The organism is Natrononativus amylolyticus (genome assembly GCF_024362525.1).
Classification (GTDB): Archaea; Halobacteriota; Halobacteria; order Halobacteriales; family Natrialbaceae; genus Natrononativus; species Natrononativus amylolyticus.
Window position 1 is genome coordinate 1768412 of sequence record NZ_CP101458.1, and the last position, 17205, is coordinate 1785616.

Sequence of the window (17205 nt, forward strand, 5' to 3'; positions counted from 1 at the left end):
TCCAACCGACGCTGTTCGACCGCAGCGGTTCGCCGCCCCGGTCCGCCGCGGACGCGAGCTCACCGCGAACCACCAACGACTAACCGCCTCGGCGCCCGACTCGGGGCATGATTCGATCCTTCGACGGCCACGTTCCCGAAATCGCCGACTCCGCGTACGTCGACGAGCGCGCGGTCGTCATCGGCGAGGTGACGCTCGAGACCGAGGCGAGCGTCTGGCCGGGCGCCGTCCTCCGGGGCGACCACGGCGAAATCGTTCTGCGCGAGGGCGCGAACGTCCAGGACAACGCGACCCTCCACGAGGGCTGTGAGATCGGACCGTACGCAACCGTGGGTCACAACGCGATCGTCCACGCCGCGACCGTCGGCGAGCGAAGTATGATCGGGATGGGTGCGATCGTGCTCGACCGCGCCGAGATCGGCGCCGAGAGCCTGATCGGCGCGAACAGCGTCGTCACCGAAGACACCGCCATCCCCGACTCCGCCCTCGCCGTCGGCGCCCCCGCCGAAGTCGTCAGAGAGGTCGAGAACTCGGCCTGGACGGCCGCCGGCGAGCGCTACGTCGACCTGGCCCGAGAACACGCCGAAACCTCCGAGGTACTCGAGCGCGGGTCGGCCGGCACCCCACCCGGCGGTAGGAGGAGCGAAGAGTAGGCCCGCTCACTCGAGGGTCGTGCCGACCGCCTCGCCCGCCAGAAACGCCGCCAGTTCGTCGAGACCGAAGATCGACGCCCGGCTCTCGAGAGCGAGCAGCGCCCGCACCTTGGCGGCCATCCCGCCGGTGACGTCGGTCGACTCGCTCTCACCGAGGACCGCGGCGACCTCCTCGTAGCTTCCGATCCGTTCGACGACCTCGTCGTCGGCGTCGAGCACGCCCGGAACCGTCGAGCAGAGCCCGATCCGGTCTGCCTCGAGCCCGCGTGCGACCTCGACGACGAGTTCGTCGCCGCTGACGACCGTCGCCCCCGCGCCCGTGTGGGCGACGAGGTCGCCGTGGAGGACCGGGACGAACCCCTCGGAACACAGCGTCTCGAGCTGACCCGTCGGCAGGTGGAGGGTACCGCGTTCGTCCCGGTGGGCCGCCGAAAAAGGATGGACGGGAACGGCGGGAACGTTCCGGTCGAGCAGCCGCTGGAGGACGAACCCGTTGAGCGTCTTCATCGCGCCGTGGATGGCGGCGACTGCACCCGGATCGTGGGTTCCCTCGGTCGTACTCACGCCGTGTTCGCTCGCGTTGACGTGACCGAAGCTGCCGCCGCCGTGGACGAGCACCAGGCTCTCGGTCTCTCCCGTTCGCCGTGCGTCGGCGACCGCGTCCGCGGCTCGCTCGAGGGCCTCGCCGTCGAGGGTCTCCGCCCGATCCTTGTCCGTAATGACGCTGCCGCCGAGTTTGAGGACGATCATTCGAGGCGCTTCACCCCTTCCTCGGCGAGTTCCGCCCGGAACGCCTCCTCGCAGCCGGGCGTGAACTTCAGGGCGGTCTCGGTGGCCTCGGTGGGGTCGAGTGCGACGATGCAGCCGCCGCCCCCGGCGCCGGTGAGCTTTGCGCCGTAGGCCTCCGCGTCGCGGGCCGCCCACACCATCGCGTCGAGCGAGCGCGAGGAGACGCCGAGCGCCGACAGTAACCCGTGGTTGAAGTTCATCAGATCGCCGAGCTCCGCGAGGTCGCCGGTCTCGAGCGCCCGTTCGCCCTGCCGGACGAGGTCGCCGACCGTCTCGACGGTGTCCGCGGCGAAGGCGTACTCCTCGCGGAGCGTCCGGACGCCCGACACCAGGGCGCCGGTGTCGCCCGCGCCGCCGTCGAAGCCGATCACGAGCGGGAGGTCGGGGGCGTCGATCGTCCGGCAGTCCTCGCCCTCGACGCGGACCGCCCCGCCGGTCGCAGAACAGAACGTATCCGCCCGCGAGGCCTGACCGTTCTGGACCTCGTACTCGGTCCGGAACGCGCGATCGGCCAGTTCGTCGGTCTCGAGGCGAACCCCCAGTTCCCGCGTCGCCGCGTCGATGGCGGCGACGACGACTGCGGCGGAGGAGCCGAGGCCGGCACCTAGCGGAATGTCGCTCTCGATGGTGACGTCGAAGCCGGCGTCGTCCTCGCCGGTCACGTCCCGAACCTGGTCGATCGCGCCGTCGACGTACCCCATTGCGGCGGCGATCAGGCTATCCGAGACGTCGACGTCCGGATGGTCGTCGGTTCGCCCGCTGTACTCGACGGTGAAACCGTCGAGGCTGAGATCCTCCGCGTGCACCCGTAGCTTGCTGTCCTCGCGTCGCTGCACCCCGACGCGTGCCCGCCGTTCGATGGCACAGGGCACCGCGGGCTCGCCGTAGACCACCGCGTGCTCCCCGAACAGATACACCTTGCCGGGAGCGCTCGAGAGCGTCATGGCCCTTAGTCGTCCGAGGGCGAGTAATAGCTATTCGGTTCCCGGTCGCGCGGTCGAGACGGGCGCCGTCGCTCGCCGGCGGCGGAAAACGGCCGAGAATACGAACGTTAACGGCGATTACAGCATGCTCTCGAAGTCCTCGAGCGAGTACGACGGCTCGGCGCCGCGCTTGTCGAGGACCTCGTTGGCGAGCAGCCAGTAGACGACCGAGAGGGCCTTGCGACCCTTGTTGTTCGTCGGGACGACGAGGTCGACGTTGCTGGTCTGGTTGTTCGAGTCGCACATCGCGATGACCGGGATCCCCACGGTGATCGCCTCCTTGACGGCCTGGGCGTCGCCGATCGGGTCGGTGACGACGACCACATCGGGTTCGATGTAGCCGTCGTACTTGGGGTTCGTCAAGGTACCCGGAATGAACCGGCCGGTGCGGGCGCGGGCGCCCACGGCCTCGGCGAACTTCTCGGCCGGGAACCGACCGTACTGGCGGCTCGAGGTGACCAGGATCTGCTCGGGCGTGTAGTTCGAGAGGAACTCCGCGGCCGTTCGGATGCGGCCGTCGGTCTTCGAGACGTCGAGGACGTAGAGACCGTCGGTCCGGACGCGGTGGATGAACCGCTCCATGTCCTTGGTCTTCTGCTGGGTGCCGATGTGGACACCGGCGCCGAGGTAGTCCTCGACGGGGATCAGCAGGTCGGCCTCCTCGTCGCTCATGACGTCGTCGTCGAGCGCGGGGCCTGCGTCCTCGTCCTCGGTCTCTGCTTCGGCCGGGGCGGCCTCCTCGGTCGCCTCGGCGTCCTGTTCGTCTGCGGGTTCGACGTCGCCCTCGGGTTCGGCGGCGGGACCCGGCCCCTCGGCCGGCTCCTCGTCGATCTCCTCTTCGGCGGCGTCGAGCCCTTCCTGTTGAGTATCGTTATCTGTCATGTCGCGTCGTCTGCGATTCTTACGAGCTCGTTGAGCTTTGCGGTTCGCTCGCCGCCGACGGCGCCCGTCTTGATGAAGGGGGCGTCGGTCGCGACGGCGAGGTGTGCGATCGTCGTGTCTTCCGTCTCGCCCGAGCGGTGAGAGATCACCGACTCGTAGCCGTTCCGGGTGGCGAGTTCGACCGCGTCGAAGGCGTCAGTCAGCGTTCCGATCTGGTTCGGCTTGATCAGGATGCTGTTGGCCGCGCCGCGGTCGATCCCCTCCGCGAGCCGATCGGTGTTGGTGACGAACAGGTCGTCGCCGCAGATCAGCGTCCGGTCGCCGACCCGGTCCGTGAGGTCGGCGAACCCGTCGAAATCGTTCTCGTCGAGCGGGTCCTCGACGTAGACGAGGTCGTACTCCTCGACGAGGTCGGCGACGTACTCGACCTGTTCGGCCGCGTCTCGAGTCGTATCGGAGTACTCGTAGACCTCTGCGTCGGAGTCGTACAGCTCCGCAGCGGCGACGTCGAGGCCGAAGCCGATCTCGAAGCCGACCTCCGACTCGACGGTCGAGACGGCCTCGTCGACGATCTCGAACGCCTCGTCGTCGTCGATCGGCGGCGCCCACGCGCCCTCGTCGCCCTTGCCACAAGGGACGCCGCGTTCCTCGAGGAGGTCCGCGACCTCCCCGTGGACGGCGGCGTTGGCGAAGACGGCGTCGGCGACGTTCGGCGCGCCGACGGGCGCGACGAGAAACTCCTGGATGTCCGTCGCGTCGGCGGCGTGTTCGCCGCCGCCGACGACGTTTCCGAGCGGCGTCGGGAAGGTATCGCCGCGGAACGCGCCACCGAGATGCTGGAACAGCGGCGCGCCGAGCACGTCGGCGCCCGCCTTCGCCGCGGCCATCGAGAGGGCGACGGCGCTGTTGGCGCCGATCTCCGAGAAGTCGTCGGTGCCGTCTGCCCCGCGGAGGATCGAATCGACCTCGCGCTGGTTGCCGGCGTACGCCTGTCCGACGAGCCGCGGCACGGCGTGTTCGCGGGCCGCCGCGATCGCCTCGTTCGGCGGCCGTTCGATCGCCTCGTACTCGCCCGTGCTGGCGCCGCTCGGTGCGGCCGCACGGCCGAAGCCGCCGCTTTCGGTGAGGACGTCGGCCTCGACGGTCGGATTCCCTCGAGAGTCGAGCACCTCACGCAACCGGATCTCGGCGACGAGCGTCATCGTCGATCTCGCCCTCGCTTGACCGTGAAGGGGAGTGCCTCGGCGTCGTACTCTTCGGCCGCGATCAGGATCGGCTCGGTCTGATCGGTGTCGATCAGCACCGGCGCCCCGTAGGACACCTGAAGCGCCCTGGCGCCGAGGATGCGTGCCTTCTCGTATCGGTTGTGGCGTTTCTGTTGCATGGGGATCACTGGTATGGGGAGACGACGTCGACGAGGTCGCGGTGCGAGACGAGCATTCGCCGACAGCAGTAGCGCTCGACGCCGAGTTCGTCGAGAACCGCCTGCGGGTCCTCGTCTCCCTCGTTGGCGCGCGCGTTGAACTCCTCCCAGTGTTCGCCCACGACGTTACCGCACGTGAAACACCGGACCGGTACCATCATACTTGAATCACCTTAGCGGTAGGACTTCTGGTAGCGGGCCCGCGCACCGGGACCGCCCCACTTCTTGGGTTCGGACTGGCGAACGTCGTTGACCAGCAGCGAGCGGTCGAACTCCATGAACGCGTCGCGGAGTTCGGCGTCGTTCGTGTGCTGGACGATACCGCGAGCGATCGCGGTCCGAACCGCGTCCGCCTGGCCGCTGATTCCGCCGCCCTCGACGCGGACGTCGACGTCGACGCCGCCCCGGAGGTCGTCGCCGGCGATGCGGAACGGCTCGAGCATCTTGAGACGCGACATCTCGGGCTCGACCAGCTCGACCGGCTGGGAGTTGATTCGAATGCGCCCGTCGCCGTCGCGCACGGTGGCGCGAGCGACGGCTGTCTTCTTTTTGCCACTTGTGTTCGTTACCATGTAACGTTAGCACCTAACTGTTCTGCGACCTCGTGGAGGTGCACGAAGCGAATGTTCGAGAGCCGGTCCAGCGACGTGTCCTCGAGGACTTCTGCTTCGACGGCTTCGCCGTCTCCGTCTCGCTGGCTCGCAGAGCCAGCGCCCCCCTCGTACGGATTGCCGACGTAGACGCGGACGTTCTCGAGCGCCTCGCGGCCGCGAGGCTTCTTGTACGGGAGCATCCCGCGAACGGACCGCTTGAAGATCGTGTCCGGTCGCTTCGGGTAGTACGGGCCGCGGTCGGAGCCGAGTTCGAGTCGCTTGCGGTACGTTCCGAACACGTCCTCCCTGTCGCCGGTGATGACGGCGTCTTCGGCGTTGACGATGGCGACGCGCTCGCCGTCTAAGGCGCGCTGGGCGACCTCGCTTGCGACGCGGCCGAGGATGCAATCGCGGGCGTCGACGACGATGTCGGCGTCGAACTCTGCGACGCTCATGCGATCACCCGGACGTCTGCGCCCTCTGGGTTCTGTTCGAGCAGTTGCTCGAGCGGTACGGTCTCGCCGACCTGGTCGATTTTCGTCTGGGCCGACGACGAGAAGTCGACGGCAGCGACGGTGACGTTCTTCTGCAGTGCGCCCGAACCCAGCACCTTGCCGGGAACGACCACTGTCTCTTCTTCGCGTGCGTACCGTTCGATCCGCCCCAGGTTCACCTCTGCGTGGCTTGCGCGGGGCTTCTCGAGCCGGTCCGCAACGTCTCGCCAGACGTCGGCGTCCGCGCTGCGGGACGTCGACTTCAGCTCGGCGATGAGATCGTTGAGCCGTGGATTAGTCTTGCTACTCATTGGTTTCCTCCAAATACTGCGGTCGAGACCGACGCACCACCCGCTGTGGTCGTCGATCCCGGAAAGAAGTGATGCAGGGAGCAGGATTTGAACCACCGGAAGACGGTCGGCCTCGCTAGCGCTCGACCGCTACGACTCCCGTAGCTCAAACCTGCAGTTACATTTTCGCGGCTCTCCCGTTCGGTCGAGCCGGAACAATGCAGGGAGCAGGATTTGAACCTGCGGACTCCTACGAGACAGCGCCCTGAACGCTGCGCCGTTGGCCTGACTTGGCTATCCCTGCTCGCACTTCCCGGTACTGGTCGCCCCGTAAAACCCCTTTCGGTTCGGCTGACCGACCGCGGGCCGGCCTCGGAGCTCACGGCGCCGGGCGTGCGGTCGGTCGGGGGTGTGGGGCGTCCAGTTGTCATCTTATAGCTGTACTGCCTCTTCGAGTTCCGTCGCGCGCGCCTCGAGCGAGTCGGCGGCGCGGGTGACCAGCTCCTCGACGGTGAACGAGCCGTCGGTCTCGACGTGGAAGACGAACGCGTTCGGCACGTCCTCGACGTGGACTTCCTTGCCCGGATACCGTTCCGAGAGGTCGTGGTCGAACTCGCTGGTCGAAATCAGTTCGCCGTCCTCCTCGACGACGCCGCGGACGATGCGGCGCTCCTGGTCTTCGAACTCCGGCAGGTCGTCGCCGACCTCGATGCGCTGGAGGTGGCGGTAGCCGACGGCCACGCCGCCCTGGTGTTTGGCGTGGGTCTTGCCGCGTTCGATGACCGCGTCGGCCTCGGCCTCGAGTCGCTGGCCCTCTTTGAGTTCGATGATCGGCACGTTCTCGTCCGCCGGTCGGACGAGGTCGTCGCTCGAGACGAGGTCGCCGGAGTAGGCGGTCGCCGGTCCTTCGACGTCGATCGAGAGGGTGACGGTGTCGCCCTCGACGAACTCGCCTTCCGGCGGGGTCGTCAGAGGGACCAGTCCGAGCCGGAGCGCGATCTGTTCGTCGAACATCACCGACGAGTTCTCGATGAACCGGACGGTGTCGATCGCCATCGTCGGCACGTCGGCGACCATCGCGCGGCGGATGCCGTTGGCGAACGCCGGCGTGACGCCGCGGACGAGGAACCGCGCTTTGCGATCGTCGCGTTCGACGAACTCGACGTCGTACTCCTCAGTCATGATCTAGTAGCCGCCTTTGCCTTTCGGAGCGCGCGATCCGTCGTGCGGGATCGGGGTTACGTCCTCGATACGACCGATCTCGATCCCCGAGCGCGCGAGCGCGCGGATCGTCGCCTGCGCGCCGGGACCGGGTGACTTCTGGAGGTTGCCGCCGGGGCCGCGGACCCGCACGTGCAGGCCCGTGATGCCGGCTGCCTTGACCTCCTCGGCGACGGACTCGGCCATCTGCATGGCCGCGTACGGCGACGCCTCGTCGCGGTTCTGCTTGACCGCCGTCCCGCCGGAGGACTTGGCGATCGTCTCCGCGCCCGTGAGGTCGGTCACGGTCATGACGGTGTTGTTAAACGATGCGTGTACGTGGGCAACGCCCCATTTTTCGTCGTCTGCCATGTTACTGTCCCTCCGCGCGCTCCGGGTGGAGCTCGTCCGCAAGCGGGCTGTTCTCGTCGAACGCAACGAGATCCTCCTCGTCGACGTCGACGACGTACGACGGGATCCGCTGGCGCTGGTCGCCGAGGACGATGTGGCCGTGGACGATGAACTGGCGGGCCTGCTGTGGCGTGTGGGCCAGTCCCTTCCGGTAGGCCACCGTCTGGAGCCGGCGCTCGAGCACCTCCTCGACCTCGAGGCCGAGGACGTCACCGAGCTCGTCGGCCTCGTCGAGGATTCCGACGCGCTTGAGTCGACCGAGGAACTCCTCGGTCCGGCGCTGGACGGCTTCCTCGTCCTGTGGCTGGGCGAGCAGGTCACGAGCCTCGCGCCGGTAGGAGCGAAGCTGGGACTGTGCGCGCCAGAGCTCTTCTTTGTTCTTCAGGCCGTAGCGGTCGAGCAGCGAGTGCTCGGAGGCGATTCGCTCGCCCTGGTAGGGGTGGTTCGGCGTCTCGTAGTGTTTGGTGTCGCTTCCGAGCGCCATTATTCGTCACCCTCCTCGGCGGCTTCCTCGGCTTCTTCGCGGATCTCCTCGACGTTGACGCCGATGGTCCCTTCCGTTCGGCCGGTGGACTTCGTCCGCTGGCCGCGGACCTTCTGGCCGCGCTTGTGACGGACTCCCTTGTAGGAGTCGATCATCTTCATGCGGTTGATGTCGTGCTGGCGGGTCAACTGGAGATCGTTGCCGATCTCGTGGGTCGTTTCGCCGGTGTAGAAGTCCCGCTGGCGGTTCGTCAGCCACTCGGGAACGTCTTCGGCGTAGCTCTCTACGATGTCGACGACGCGCTCGATGGTCTCCTCGTCGAGGCGGCCGAACGTCGCGGTTCGGTCGACCTCGGCCTTCTCGGCGATGATGCGGGCGGTTCGTCGACCGATCCCGTTCATCTCGGAGAGCGAGCGCTCGACGGACTTCGTCCCGTCCAGGTCGGTCTGGCCGATCCGGACGAAGTACTGAAGATCGTCGTCGTCCTGTTGTTCTTGAGGGTCTTCCTCGCTCATGTGTCGTGTATCTGTGGTTCTGGTCTGCGCGCGATGCGAGTGCTGATGGAACCCCATCAGCGTGGTCTGGATCCGACGTCGTGGCGGGGATTCGAACCCCGGAGGCTTGACGCCACATGGTTAGCAACCATGCGCCTTGGGCCGCTTGGCTACCACGACTCGTGTGTTATCGTCGCCCGGTACGGACTCGGGGGCGGACCCCCTACAGCGTATTGCACTCGAACGTATCCGCGTGGGGTACTTAAGCGCAACGAATCGACCCACGTGACGGGCGCTTCGGCGGCAGCCGCCGGTCGTGCTATCGGCCGACCAACAGCAAATGCTCCTAGCTTATTATGGTCGACACGATAGGCGAGCGTAGCAGGTGTCCCGAAACGACTTTCTCGTCCGGGTCGTCGCGGCCGTCGTCGGTATCGTCGCGGTAGCGATCGCTGCGGCTACGGTGCGTTCTCCCGTCGAAGTAGGCGGCGACGGCGGCGCGGGCGGCTCCGGAACCGGCGACGGACACGGCCCTCAGGCGCCGGCGAGCGAACCGATCACGGGCGTCGAATCGGTCCCCGCCTTCCTCGAGTACCTGGCGTACGCGGTCGTCATCGTGCTCGCGCTCGCGCTCGCGTGGTACCTGATCTTTCACCGTCGGGGGCTGGTCAAGATGCTCGCCGTCTACCTGGCGGTCGCCCTGATCATCCTGGCGCTGGTCGCCGCGCTGCTTCACTTCGGCGTCGCCGACGATCTCAACATGAGCCAGCAGCCGATCGAAGAACCCCCAGAAGACGGCGGCGAGGGCGGCCAGCCGGGCGACGGTGACGGGGAGGCGGAGACGATACCGTTCGGCCCGCTGCTCGGCGTGCTCGCGATCATTACGATGATCTTCGTCGGGGCGCTCGTTCTCAGCACCGAGCGGGGCGGCGACGAGCCCGTCGGGGCGGTCGTCGAAGCCGAACCGGAGGAGAACGCGGGCGATGCGGCAGCCGTCGCCGCGGCGGCCGGCCGCGCCGCCGAACGCATCGAGGCCGAAGCCGACATCGACAACGAGGTCTACCGGGCCTGGAAGGAGATGACGGACCTCCTCGAGGTGCCGCGGCCCGAAACGAGCACGCCCGGCGAATTCGCGGCCGCCGCCGTCGACGCGGGCCTCGAGCGCGAACACGTCGACGAGCTCACGCGGCTGTTCGAGGACGTTCGCTACGGCCACTCGGAGACGACCGACGAGATGGAAGCCCGGGCGGTGGCCGTCCTCCGGCGAATCGAAGACGAGTACGCTCGCGAACACGAGACGGAGCGCTCGAGGGCCGGTTCGGGGGGTGTCGACGAGTGAACGTTCGTCGCGTCGCGCTGGTTCTCGGCGTCCTCACGTTCGCGGTCGCGCTGGCGGCCCTGTTCGGGGTCGTGACGATCAACACGACCCAGGGGGTGATCATCCTCGTGGGACTCGTCGCGACCGTCGGTGCGGTTCGACCGCTCTATCGCCGGCTCGACCGCCGCCAGCACACCGGCACGCCCGATCCCGAACACCGCGTCCAGGTGCCCGTCCCCGGAGCGTCGTTACAGAGCGCCGTCGATCAGTTCCGGACGGAGACGGTCGGCTTCACCGTGACGAGCCAGCGGATCACCGACGGGCTCCACGGCGCGGCGGTCGCGGTCCTGACCCGGTTTCGCGGGCTGTCGCCCGCCGAGGCGCGCCGGCAGGTCGACGCGGGGACGTGGACCGACGACGAGCAGGCCGCCGCGTTCCTCTCGCCGGAGCTCGAGGCGACTCCGGGCTCGCTGCGCGAGCGTCTCGCTCGCAGGCTCGACCGGCGAACCGGATTCCGCCTCGGCGTCCGTCGAACCGCCGCCGCGGTCGCCGCGGTCGGCTACGCGGGACTCGACGACCGGGAGCGTCCCGAGGCGCTTCCGCAGTACGACGCCGAGGACCTCGAGAACGTCGTCCCGCAGACGACGGCCGAACGCGTCGACGACGTTACCGAGCGGGCGCGGCGGCCGACGGGCTACTGGGCGGGAATCGGCGCGGTGGCCCTGTTCGCCGTCGGCGTCGGTGCCGCGAGCGAGTCGCCCGCCGTCGTCCTCGCGGGCGTCGTCGCCATCGGCTACGCGGGGTTCGCCTACGCTCTCGACGCTCCGACGCCGAAACTTTCGCTCGAGCGAACCCTCGAGCCGGAATCGCCGGAGCCCGGCGACGAGGTCGACGTCACGCTCACGATCACCAACGAGTCGGACGCGCTCGTCCCCGATCTCCGCCTCGTCGACGGCGTGCCGTCCGGGCTGGCGGTCGCCGAGGGCTCGAGCCGGATCGGAACGACGCTTCGCCCGAACGAGACGGTCGCCCTCGAGTACACGGTGGTCGCCCGGCGGGGCCGCCACGAGTTCGACCCGGTGCTGGCGTTCACCCGCGACCTCTCGCGGTCGACCGAGCGGGAGTTCCTGCTCGACTGCGAGGGCGCCCTCTCGTGTGAGCCGGTGATGCGCCCGACCGCGGTCGCCGTCCCGCTCCGGACGACCGCGGCGACGTTCTCCGGTCGGCTGACGACGACCGACGGGGGCTCCGGAACGCAGTTTCACTCCGTTCGCGAGTACCGTCGGAACGATCCCCTGAACCGGATCGACTGGAACCGCCACGCCCGGACCGGCGAGCTCGCTACCCTCGAGTTCCACGAGGAGCGGGCCGCCCGCGTGGTGGTGCTCGTCGACTCCCGGAAGGCGGCGTACCTCGCCCCGGAGCCGGACGCGGCCCACGCCGTCGACCGATCGGTCGACGCGGCCGGACGGATCGCGGCCTCGCTGCTGGATTCGGGCGACACGGTCGGACTGGCGGCGTTCGGCGCGACGGCTCGTCCCGGCACGGACGACACCTGGGAACCGTGCTGGCTGGCACCCGCGTCGGGCCACCACCACCGGGTGCAGTTCCAGCGGCTGCTGACGACCCATCCGCAGTTCTCGACGGTGCCGCCGGAGACGACGGCTCGCTGGCTGTTCCAGCTCAGGGTGCTCCAGCGGCGTCTCTCGGCGGAGACGCAGATCCTGTTTCTCTCGCCGCTGTGTGATTACGTCTCCGCGGAGATCGCTCGCCGCCTCGACGCGCGCGGACACGCGGTGACGGTCATCAGTCCCGACCCGACCGCCGAGCGGACGACCAGCCAGCAACTGGCCCGCGTCGCCCGCCGGATCAGACAGTTCGACCTCCAGCGGGCCGGGATCCCCGTTATCGACTGGCGGGCCGACGAAACGATCGACGAGGCGTTCACGCGGGCCAACGCGGGTGATCGACGGTGAGCGAGATCACGCGACGCCCGACGAGAATCGCGAGCGTCGTCGCCGCCGGCGCGGCCATCGTCGCCGTCGCCGCCGTCGCCATGGGCTCGCTCAACGCGACCGCCATCGCCGTCCTCGGCGCGGGTACTCTCGGCGCCGGCCTGATTCGGGGACACCGCCTCGCCGTCGACGTCGGCTCGCTGTTCGTCTTCGGCGGCGTCGTCGTGAGCGGAATCGGGAGCGAGACGGTCGAACCGACGATGGTCGCGACGGTCGCCACCGTCGTCGCGTGGGACCTGGGCCAGGACAGCATCGACCTGGGCGATCAGCTCGGACGGGAGGCCGAGACGGCTCGTCTCGAGGCGGTCCACGTCGTCTCGAGTCTGTTCGTCGGGCTGCTCGCCGCGACGCTCGGGTACGCGGTGTTCGCCTTCGCGGCGGGTGGCCAGCCGGCCGGCGCGGTCGTCCTCCTGTTGCTCGCGGCCTGCTTCGTCGTGATGGGACTCGGCTCGCGCGGCTGAAACGACGGTCTCAGACGCCGATGTACTCCTCGTTGAACTCCCACTCCCCGTGCTCGTTTCGGACCATGTACTCGCCGTAGTACGGAACTCTGTTCGCGACGACCTCGCGGAACGCCTCACGGATCTCGGTTTTGGTCATCTCGCCCATCGAGCGGAGGTCGTCGTTGCGGTTGAGACAGCCCTTGAGGTAGCCCTGGTGGGTGACCCGGACGCGGTGGCAGTTCGCACAGAAGGTGGGGTTCTCGACGGGATCGACGATCTCGACCATCCCACCGTCGATCCAGTAGCGCTTGCGGTCGTGCATCTCCCGGTGTTCGATCTCGTCGGCCTGCTCGGCGAGCCAGCCGTGGACGCGCTCGATCTCGACGTTCCACTCGGGCTTTCCGGTCAGTTCGGGCATGTACTCGATCAGCTGGAGCTGAAGGCCGTCGTTCGCGGCGACGTGGTCGACCATCTCCGGGACGTAGCCCGCCGTGTGCTCGAAGACGACCATGTTGAGCTTGACGGGGTCGAGCCCGGCCTCGAGGGCCGCCTCGACGCCCTCCATCACCGCGTCGTAGCCGCCGCTTTTGGTGATCTCGGCGAACGCCTCCCGGTCGAGGGCGTCCTGGGAGACGTTGACCCGCGAGAGGCCGGCGTCGACGAGCGCCTCGGCACGACCCGGCAGGAAGGTGCCGTTGGTCGTCAGCGACGTTTCCATCGAGTCAGGCGTGCGCTCGATGATCTCCTCGAGATCCTGCCGGAGCATCGGCTCGCCGCCGGTGAACTTCACCGCGTCGACGTCGAACTCGGCGGCGACCTCGAGAAAGCGAACGACGTCGTCGGCGCTCATCTCGTCGTCCTGGGGCGCCATCGGCCCGCGCGTGTCCCCGAGGCCCTCGTTGTGACAGTAGACGCAGTCGAAGTTACACCGATCGGTGAGCGAAACGCGAACCCCCGTCACCCCGCGCCCGAAGTCGTCGGTGAGCATCGTTCCCCAGTTGCAGACGAATCCGCTTAAGCGCGCCGACGTTCCCGCCGATACGTAACCGATTTCGGTTACCAGAGTCGACGAAAACGTCCGGAACCGAGTGACTTTCCGGAGGACATCACTCTTAACCGTCGGCGTACTGGTATTCTACAATGAGCACGATCGCCGAACTCACGATTCCTGCCGACGAGTTCGCCCTCTCGCAGACCCTCGACGAGACCGACGGCCTCGAGGTCGAAATCGAACGGGTCGTCGCCTACGATCCGGACCAGGTGATGCCGTACATCTGGTTCACCGGCGAGTCGGATCGGCTACAAACGCTCGACGACGCGCTCGCAGACGACCCGAGCGTCGAGGCGGCCGAACTCCTCACGGATCTCGACGACGAGCGACTCTACCGGATGAACTGGATCGACGACGTCACCGTCATGATCCACCTTCTGACCGAGGAGAAGGCGACGATTCTCAAAGCTCGCGGGGAGGACAACCGGTGGCGGCTGCGAATCCTGTTTCCCGAGCGGGAGTCCCTCGCCCGAACCTACGACTTCGCGAGCGACAACGGGCTCTCGATCAACGTCGAGAAGATCCACCAGCTCGACGACGACCGCCACGGTCGCCACGGGCTGACCGACGCCCAACACGAGACGCTCGTCACCGCCCTCGACCGCGGCTACTACGAGATCCCCCGGGCGGCGGATATGGAGGCGCTCTCTGACGAACTCGGCATCTCTCACCAGGCGCTCTCCGAGCGCCTTCGACGCGCCCACCGCTCGCTCGTCGAGGACGCCGTCGCGATCGGGACCGAGGAGACGCCCGAGTCGGACGGGTCGACCTGACGTATCCGGCACAATAGCTACCCGACTGGCCCGCGAGGCCAACGCATGGACGACGAGATGCTCCGCGACCAGCGGCGGCTGGTCGAACTGCTCGAGGAGGAAGGGTGGGACGTTACGGACGTCGAACTCACCGCCTACGACAGCCCGTGGGCCGACGAGGACGATCCGGAGGCGACGGTGACGCTGACGGCGCGAAAGGCCTACGGCGACGGCGACAGCCGCTCCGGAGAGCGAGGGCGGGACGCCGACGGGGACGACAACCCGTTTCGGCTCAAGTGAGCGACGGCCCCTCAGCCCTTGATGTTACAGACCGGGAAGGTCCGGGCGACCCTGTCGCCGATGCCGAGGGCGTCGGAGACGCGAACCACCTCGTCGACGTCCTTGTAGACGCCGGGGGCCTCCTCCGCGACCGTCGCCCCCGACTGGGCCTTGACGTAGATCTGCTGTTGGTCCCGTAGCTCCTGCTGGACGTCGCCGCCCCAGTAGTCCTTCTTGGCCTGCGTGCGGCTCATGACCCGACCGGCACCGTGGGCGGTCGAACCGAAGGTGAGCTCCATCGAGCGCTCGCCCCCGCACAGCACGTAGCTGCCGGCGCCCATGCTGCCCGGGATGATCACCGGCTGGCCGACGTCGCGGTACGCGCTCGGCACTTCGGGGTGGCCCGCCGGGAACGCCCGCGTCGCGCCCTTTCGGTGGACGTAGAGTTCGCGTTCCTCCCCATCCACTGTGTGCGTCTCCTTCTTCGCGATGTTGTGAGCGACGTCGTACAGCAGCTCCATCTCCATCTCCTCCCAGGGGCGGTCGAACACCCGCTCGAACACCTGCCGGGTGCGGTGCATGATCAGCTGGCGGTTGACCCACGCGAAGTTGATCGCCGCGTTCATCGCCCCGTAGTAGTCCCCGGCGAGCTGCGAGCCCGCGGGCGCCGCCGCCAGCTCCCTGTCCGGTAGCTGATCGAGGAGGCCCTGGTGGTGCTGTTCGATCTTCCGCAGGTAGTCGTTACACGTCTGGTGGCCAAGCCCCCGCGAGCCGCAGTGGATCAGGACGACGATCTGGTCCTCCTCGAGTCCGTACGCCTCGCCGACCCCCGCATCGAAGACGTCGGTCACCCGCTGGACCTCGAGGAAGTGGTTGCCCGAACCCAGCGAGCCGATCTGGTTCTTGCCGCGGTCCTTCGCCTTCTGGCTCACCTTGGAGGGGTCGGCCCCCTCGCGCATCCCCTCGTCCTCGCAGTGCAGTAGATCCTCCTCGACCGCGTGGCCGTGCTCGAGCGCCCAGTCCACCCCGCGAGCGAGGATCTCGTCGACGGTGTCGACGCCGGCCTCGACGACCCCGCCGCCGCCGAGTCCCGACGGAACGTTGGCGAACAGCGAGTCGACGAGCTCCTCCTCACGGCCCCGGAGGTCGTCGTAGGTGAGGTTCGTTCGCATCATCCGGACGCCGCAATTAATGTCGTAGCCGACCGCTCCGGGCGAGATACAGCCGTCTTCGGCGTCGAGCGCGCCGACGCCGCCGACGGGGAAACCGTAGCCCTGGTGGCCGTCGGGCATACACAGCGCGTACTTCGTGATCCCGGGCAGGTGGGTCGTGTTTTTGAGCTGTTCGAGCGTCTTGTCCCCGCTGATCTCCTCGAGGAGCGCTTCGCTCGCGAGCACTCGGGCGGGCGTCCGCATGTCTCCCTCCTGTGGGATCTCCCAGACGAACTCTCGAACGCGCTCGAGCGTGATGCCGTCCGCGTCGAACGTGGTCATACTCGAGGGTTCGACGCCGGGCGTGAAAGCACCTGCGCTCGGCGGGGACGCCGGACTACGGTTCGGTCGTCGGCGTCGGGGCAACCTCCTCGAGTCCGTCCTCGACGGCCTCCGTTCGATTGTCGACGGCGTAGGGGCCGCCGCCGGTGATGAGCAACACGGAGGCCATCCCGAACAGCGCCACGTGGGCGAGGACGGGGTCGTCGGGTAACGCGAACAGTGTGAGCGTGAACATACCGATCGCCGTCGCCGCGCCGGCGCGAGTGAAGACGCCGACGATGAGCGCGAGGCCGAGGGCGGTCTCGGCGACCCCGGCACCGAGCACCCAGAGCTCGGGACTCGCGGGGATTACCGCCGTCAGGTCGTACCGATCGACCACCGCGAGAGCGAGCCCCGGCTGGAGCAGCTTCTGGGTGACGCCCAGGTAGACGAACGTGGCGCCGAGGCCGACCCGGACGACCGTCGGCAGGAACCGTTCGTAGGGCTCGACTCGTGCCCGAAACCGGCGGCCACGGTCGTAGACGACGTCGACCCGGCCGTACAGCGTTCCCGGACCGCCGGCGACCCGTCCGAGGACGTGGTCGGCGCTCGGCTTTCCGCTTCCGACCAGCGCGACGGCGAGTAGCCCGCCGACGAACTCGAGCTGTAACAGCAGGGTCGGCCAGACGGCGGCGCCGACGAGGTAGACGGCGAGCGAGGCGAGTGCGACGAGCCGCGTCGCCAGCCCGAACAGCAGGAGGAAGCCGAGGGTCACCTGGAGCAGCCGGAGCTGAACGTCGACGGCCGGACTGACGAAGTAGCCGCCGAAGCCCGCGCCGATCAGTGGGATACCGAACGAGATCCGAAGCAGCCAGGGGACGTACTCGGTGTACTCGCGCATGGCGAGGCGGAACGCGGCGACGTCCCGCGGGGCCGGTCTGAAGCGCAGGTAGCCGACCGCGCCCGCGAGCACGGCGAGCCCACCCGCCAGCAGCGGGCCGACGACGGCCGGGTCCGACAGCGCCTCCCCGACGAACTCGGCGACGCCGACGTCGTACTCCTCGTCGACGACGTACTCCTCGTGTGCGCTCGCGGCGCCGACCGCGACGACGAACAGTGCGGCCGTCGTGAGCAGCGTCAGCGAGAGGCGTCGCCGGACGGACACGCCGCGGAACATAG

Annotated in this window: 22 protein-coding genes and 2 tRNA genes; 6 read left to right on the plus strand and 18 right to left on the minus strand. The window is 68.3% G+C overall.

Translation table 11 applies throughout. The features are described from left to right. Positions 1-107 precede the first annotated feature (107 nt). Positions 108-653 carry a gamma carbonic anhydrase family protein gene (locus NMQ11_RS09280; RefSeq protein ID WP_255167444.1) on the plus strand — a complete coding sequence of 182 codons (546 nt, stop codon included), beginning with the start codon at positions 108-110 and terminating at the stop codon, positions 651-653. Positions 654-659: 6 nt separating this feature from the next. On the opposite strand, the gene NMQ11_RS09285 is transcribed toward NMQ11_RS09280, so the two are convergent. The 15 genes from NMQ11_RS09285 to NMQ11_RS09355 all read right to left on the minus strand — a co-directional run bounded on the left by NMQ11_RS09285 (position 660) and on the right by NMQ11_RS09355 (position 8876). Further along, positions 660-1403 (minus strand): isopentenyl phosphate kinase, encoded by a 744-nt coding sequence (locus tag NMQ11_RS09285; RefSeq protein ID WP_255167446.1) that lies wholly within the window; start codon positions 1401-1403, stop codon positions 660-662. Continuing rightward, positions 1400-2386, minus strand: a complete 987-nt coding sequence (mvk, locus tag NMQ11_RS09290) for a mevalonate kinase (protein WP_255167448.1) — start codon at positions 2384-2386, stop codon at positions 1400-1402. The genes NMQ11_RS09285 and mvk overlap by 4 nt, the downstream gene beginning before the upstream one ends. Before the next feature lie 117 nt (positions 2387-2503). Further along, the gene (rpsB, locus tag NMQ11_RS09295) at positions 2504-3307 is read right to left on the minus strand and encodes a 30S ribosomal protein S2 (protein WP_255167450.1); all 804 of its coding nucleotides are present in this window, start codon (positions 3305-3307) and stop codon (positions 2504-2506) included. Next, the gene (gene eno, locus NMQ11_RS09300; RefSeq protein WP_255167452.1) at positions 3304-4509 is read right to left on the minus strand and encodes a phosphopyruvate hydratase; all 1206 of its coding nucleotides are present in this window, start codon (positions 4507-4509) and stop codon (positions 3304-3306) included. The genes rpsB and eno overlap by 4 nt, the downstream gene beginning before the upstream one ends. Continuing rightward, positions 4506-4691 carry a DNA-directed RNA polymerase subunit K gene (locus NMQ11_RS09305; protein WP_255167453.1) on the minus strand — a complete coding sequence of 62 codons (186 nt, stop codon included), beginning with the start codon at positions 4689-4691 and terminating at the stop codon, positions 4506-4508. Before NMQ11_RS09305 ends, eno begins: the two co-directional genes overlap by 4 nt. 5 nt (positions 4692-4696) lie before the next feature. After that, on the minus strand, positions 4697-4891 hold the full coding sequence (locus tag NMQ11_RS09310) for a DNA-directed RNA polymerase subunit N (protein ID WP_255167454.1): 195 nt from the start codon (positions 4889-4891) through the stop codon (positions 4697-4699). A 12-nt stretch (positions 4892-4903) separates the two neighbouring features. Beyond that, positions 4904-5302, minus strand: a complete 399-nt coding sequence (locus NMQ11_RS09315; protein WP_255167456.1) for a 30S ribosomal protein S9 — start codon at positions 5300-5302, stop codon at positions 4904-4906. Further along, entirely contained in the window at positions 5296-5778 is a 483-nt protein-coding gene (locus tag NMQ11_RS09320; RefSeq protein WP_255167458.1) for a 50S ribosomal protein L13, read from the minus strand. Before NMQ11_RS09320 ends, NMQ11_RS09315 begins: the two co-directional genes overlap by 7 nt. Next, complete coding sequence (locus tag NMQ11_RS09325) at positions 5775-6128, minus strand: 50S ribosomal protein L18e (protein ID WP_255167460.1); 354 nt, start codon at positions 6126-6128, stop codon at positions 5775-5777. The genes NMQ11_RS09320 and NMQ11_RS09325 overlap by 4 nt, the downstream gene beginning before the upstream one ends. A 198-nt stretch (positions 6129-6326) precedes the next feature. After that, positions 6327-6411, minus strand: a tRNA-Leu gene (locus NMQ11_RS09330). Positions 6412-6539: 128 nt separating this feature from the next. Further along, positions 6540-7289 (minus strand): DNA-directed RNA polymerase subunit D, encoded by a 750-nt coding sequence (locus NMQ11_RS09335; RefSeq protein WP_255167461.1) that lies wholly within the window; start codon positions 7287-7289, stop codon positions 6540-6542. A 3-nt stretch (positions 7290-7292) separates the two neighbouring features. Next, positions 7293-7679 (minus strand): 30S ribosomal protein S11, encoded by a 387-nt coding sequence (locus NMQ11_RS09340; protein WP_255167462.1) that lies wholly within the window; start codon positions 7677-7679, stop codon positions 7293-7295. A gap of 1 nt (position 7680) precedes the next feature. After that, positions 7681-8202, minus strand: a complete 522-nt coding sequence (locus tag NMQ11_RS09345) for a 30S ribosomal protein S4 (RefSeq protein WP_255167464.1) — start codon at positions 8200-8202, stop codon at positions 7681-7683. Further along, positions 8202-8717 carry a 30S ribosomal protein S13 gene (locus NMQ11_RS09350; protein ID WP_255167466.1) on the minus strand — a complete coding sequence of 172 codons (516 nt, stop codon included), beginning with the start codon at positions 8715-8717 and terminating at the stop codon, positions 8202-8204. The genes NMQ11_RS09345 and NMQ11_RS09350 overlap by 1 nt, the downstream gene beginning before the upstream one ends. A gap of 76 nt (positions 8718-8793) precedes the next feature. Further along, positions 8794-8876, minus strand: a tRNA-Ser gene (locus NMQ11_RS09355). A 205-nt stretch (positions 8877-9081) separates the two neighbouring features. Between NMQ11_RS09355 and NMQ11_RS09360 the strand changes: the two genes are divergently transcribed. The 3 genes from NMQ11_RS09360 to NMQ11_RS09370 are packed head-to-tail and all read left to right on the plus strand — an operon-like array spanning position 9082 to position 12490. Continuing rightward, the gene (locus tag NMQ11_RS09360) at positions 9082-10035 is read left to right on the plus strand and encodes a DUF4129 domain-containing protein (RefSeq protein ID WP_255167468.1); all 954 of its coding nucleotides are present in this window, start codon (positions 9082-9084) and stop codon (positions 10033-10035) included. Continuing rightward, positions 10032-11990, plus strand: a complete 1959-nt coding sequence (locus NMQ11_RS09365) for a DUF58 domain-containing protein (RefSeq protein WP_255167470.1) — start codon at positions 10032-10034, stop codon at positions 11988-11990. The genes NMQ11_RS09360 and NMQ11_RS09365 overlap by 4 nt, the downstream gene beginning before the upstream one ends. Then, positions 11987-12490, plus strand: coding sequence for a DUF7519 family protein (locus NMQ11_RS09370; protein ID WP_255167473.1), 504 nt, complete (start codon positions 11987-11989; stop codon positions 12488-12490). The genes NMQ11_RS09365 and NMQ11_RS09370 overlap by 4 nt, the downstream gene beginning before the upstream one ends. Before the next feature lie 10 nt (positions 12491-12500). Here the strand turns inward: NMQ11_RS09370 and moaA are convergent, their stop codons facing one another. Further along, positions 12501-13460 carry a GTP 3',8-cyclase MoaA gene (gene moaA / locus NMQ11_RS09375; protein WP_255167474.1) on the minus strand — a complete coding sequence of 320 codons (960 nt, stop codon included), beginning with the start codon at positions 13458-13460 and terminating at the stop codon, positions 12501-12503. 152 nt (positions 13461-13612) lie between these two features. On the opposite strand from moaA, the gene NMQ11_RS09380 reads away from it, so the two are divergent. Together NMQ11_RS09380 and NMQ11_RS09385 are read left to right on the plus strand one after the other, a co-directional pair. After that, a complete protein-coding gene (locus NMQ11_RS09380) occupies positions 13613-14296 on the plus strand; it encodes a helix-turn-helix domain-containing protein (RefSeq protein WP_255167475.1) in 684 nt (227 codons plus the stop codon). A gap of 45 nt (positions 14297-14341) precedes the next feature. Then, positions 14342-14575 (plus strand): hypothetical protein, encoded by a 234-nt coding sequence (locus NMQ11_RS09385; RefSeq protein WP_255167477.1) that lies wholly within the window; start codon positions 14342-14344, stop codon positions 14573-14575. An 11-nt stretch (positions 14576-14586) separates the two neighbouring features. Here the strand turns inward: NMQ11_RS09385 and NMQ11_RS09390 are convergent, their stop codons facing one another. Next, positions 14587-16047: an RtcB family protein gene (locus NMQ11_RS09390; RefSeq protein ID WP_255167479.1), complete on the minus strand. Its 1461-nt coding sequence runs from the start codon at positions 16045-16047 to the stop codon at positions 14587-14589. A 55-nt stretch (positions 16048-16102) separates the two neighbouring features. Beyond that, positions 16103-17203, minus strand: coding sequence for a DoxX family protein (locus NMQ11_RS09395; RefSeq protein ID WP_255167482.1), 1101 nt, complete (start codon positions 17201-17203; stop codon positions 16103-16105). Between the last annotated feature and the right edge of the window lie 2 nt (positions 17204-17205).

Bases quoted from the DNA above. Each gene is read 5' to 3' on its own strand.
- NMQ11_RS09395 (WP_255167482.1), bottom strand. From the start codon at position 17,203: ATGTTCCGCGGCGTGTCCGTCCGGCGACGCCTCTCGCTGACGCTGCTC.
- NMQ11_RS09305 (WP_255167453.1), bottom strand. From the start codon at position 4,691: ATGCAACAGAAACGCCACAACCGATACGAGAAGGCACGCATCCTCGGC.
- moaA (WP_255167474.1), bottom strand. From the start codon at position 13,460: ATGCTCACCGACGACTTCGGGCGCGGGGTGACGGGGGTTCGCGTTTCG.
- NMQ11_RS09385 (WP_255167477.1), top strand. From the start codon at position 14,342: ATGGACGACGAGATGCTCCGCGACCAGCGGCGGCTGGTCGAACTGCTC.
- NMQ11_RS09390 (WP_255167479.1), bottom strand. From the start codon at position 16,047: ATGACCACGTTCGACGCGGACGGCATCACGCTCGAGCGCGTTCGAGAG.
- NMQ11_RS09285 (WP_255167446.1), bottom strand. From the start codon at position 1,403: ATGATCGTCCTCAAACTCGGCGGCAGCGTCATTACGGACAAGGATCGG.
- NMQ11_RS09335 (WP_255167461.1), bottom strand. From the start codon at position 7,289: ATGACTGAGGAGTACGACGTCGAGTTCGTCGAACGCGACGATCGCAAA.
- mvk (WP_255167448.1), bottom strand. From the start codon at position 2,386: ATGACGCTCTCGAGCGCTCCCGGCAAGGTGTATCTGTTCGGGGAGCAC.
- NMQ11_RS09315 (WP_255167456.1), bottom strand. From the start codon at position 5,302: ATGGTAACGAACACAAGTGGCAAAAAGAAGACAGCCGTCGCTCGCGCC.
- NMQ11_RS09320 (WP_255167458.1), bottom strand. From the start codon at position 5,778: ATGAGCGTCGCAGAGTTCGACGCCGACATCGTCGTCGACGCCCGCGAT.
- NMQ11_RS09345 (WP_255167464.1), bottom strand. From the start codon at position 8,202: ATGGCGCTCGGAAGCGACACCAAACACTACGAGACGCCGAACCACCCC.
- NMQ11_RS09380 (WP_255167475.1), top strand. From the start codon at position 13,613: ATGAGCACGATCGCCGAACTCACGATTCCTGCCGACGAGTTCGCCCTC.
- NMQ11_RS09280 (WP_255167444.1), top strand. From the start codon at position 108: ATGATTCGATCCTTCGACGGCCACGTTCCCGAAATCGCCGACTCCGCG.
- NMQ11_RS09350 (WP_255167466.1), bottom strand. From the start codon at position 8,717: ATGAGCGAGGAAGACCCTCAAGAACAACAGGACGACGACGATCTTCAG.
- rpsB (WP_255167450.1), bottom strand. From the start codon at position 3,307: ATGACAGATAACGATACTCAACAGGAAGGGCTCGACGCCGCCGAAGAG.
- NMQ11_RS09310 (WP_255167454.1), bottom strand. From the start codon at position 4,891: ATGATGGTACCGGTCCGGTGTTTCACGTGCGGTAACGTCGTGGGCGAA.
- NMQ11_RS09340 (WP_255167462.1), bottom strand. From the start codon at position 7,679: ATGGCAGACGACGAAAAATGGGGCGTTGCCCACGTACACGCATCGTTT.
- NMQ11_RS09325 (WP_255167460.1), bottom strand. From the start codon at position 6,128: ATGAGTAGCAAGACTAATCCACGGCTCAACGATCTCATCGCCGAGCTG.
- eno (WP_255167452.1), bottom strand. From the start codon at position 4,509: ATGACGCTCGTCGCCGAGATCCGGTTGCGTGAGGTGCTCGACTCTCGA.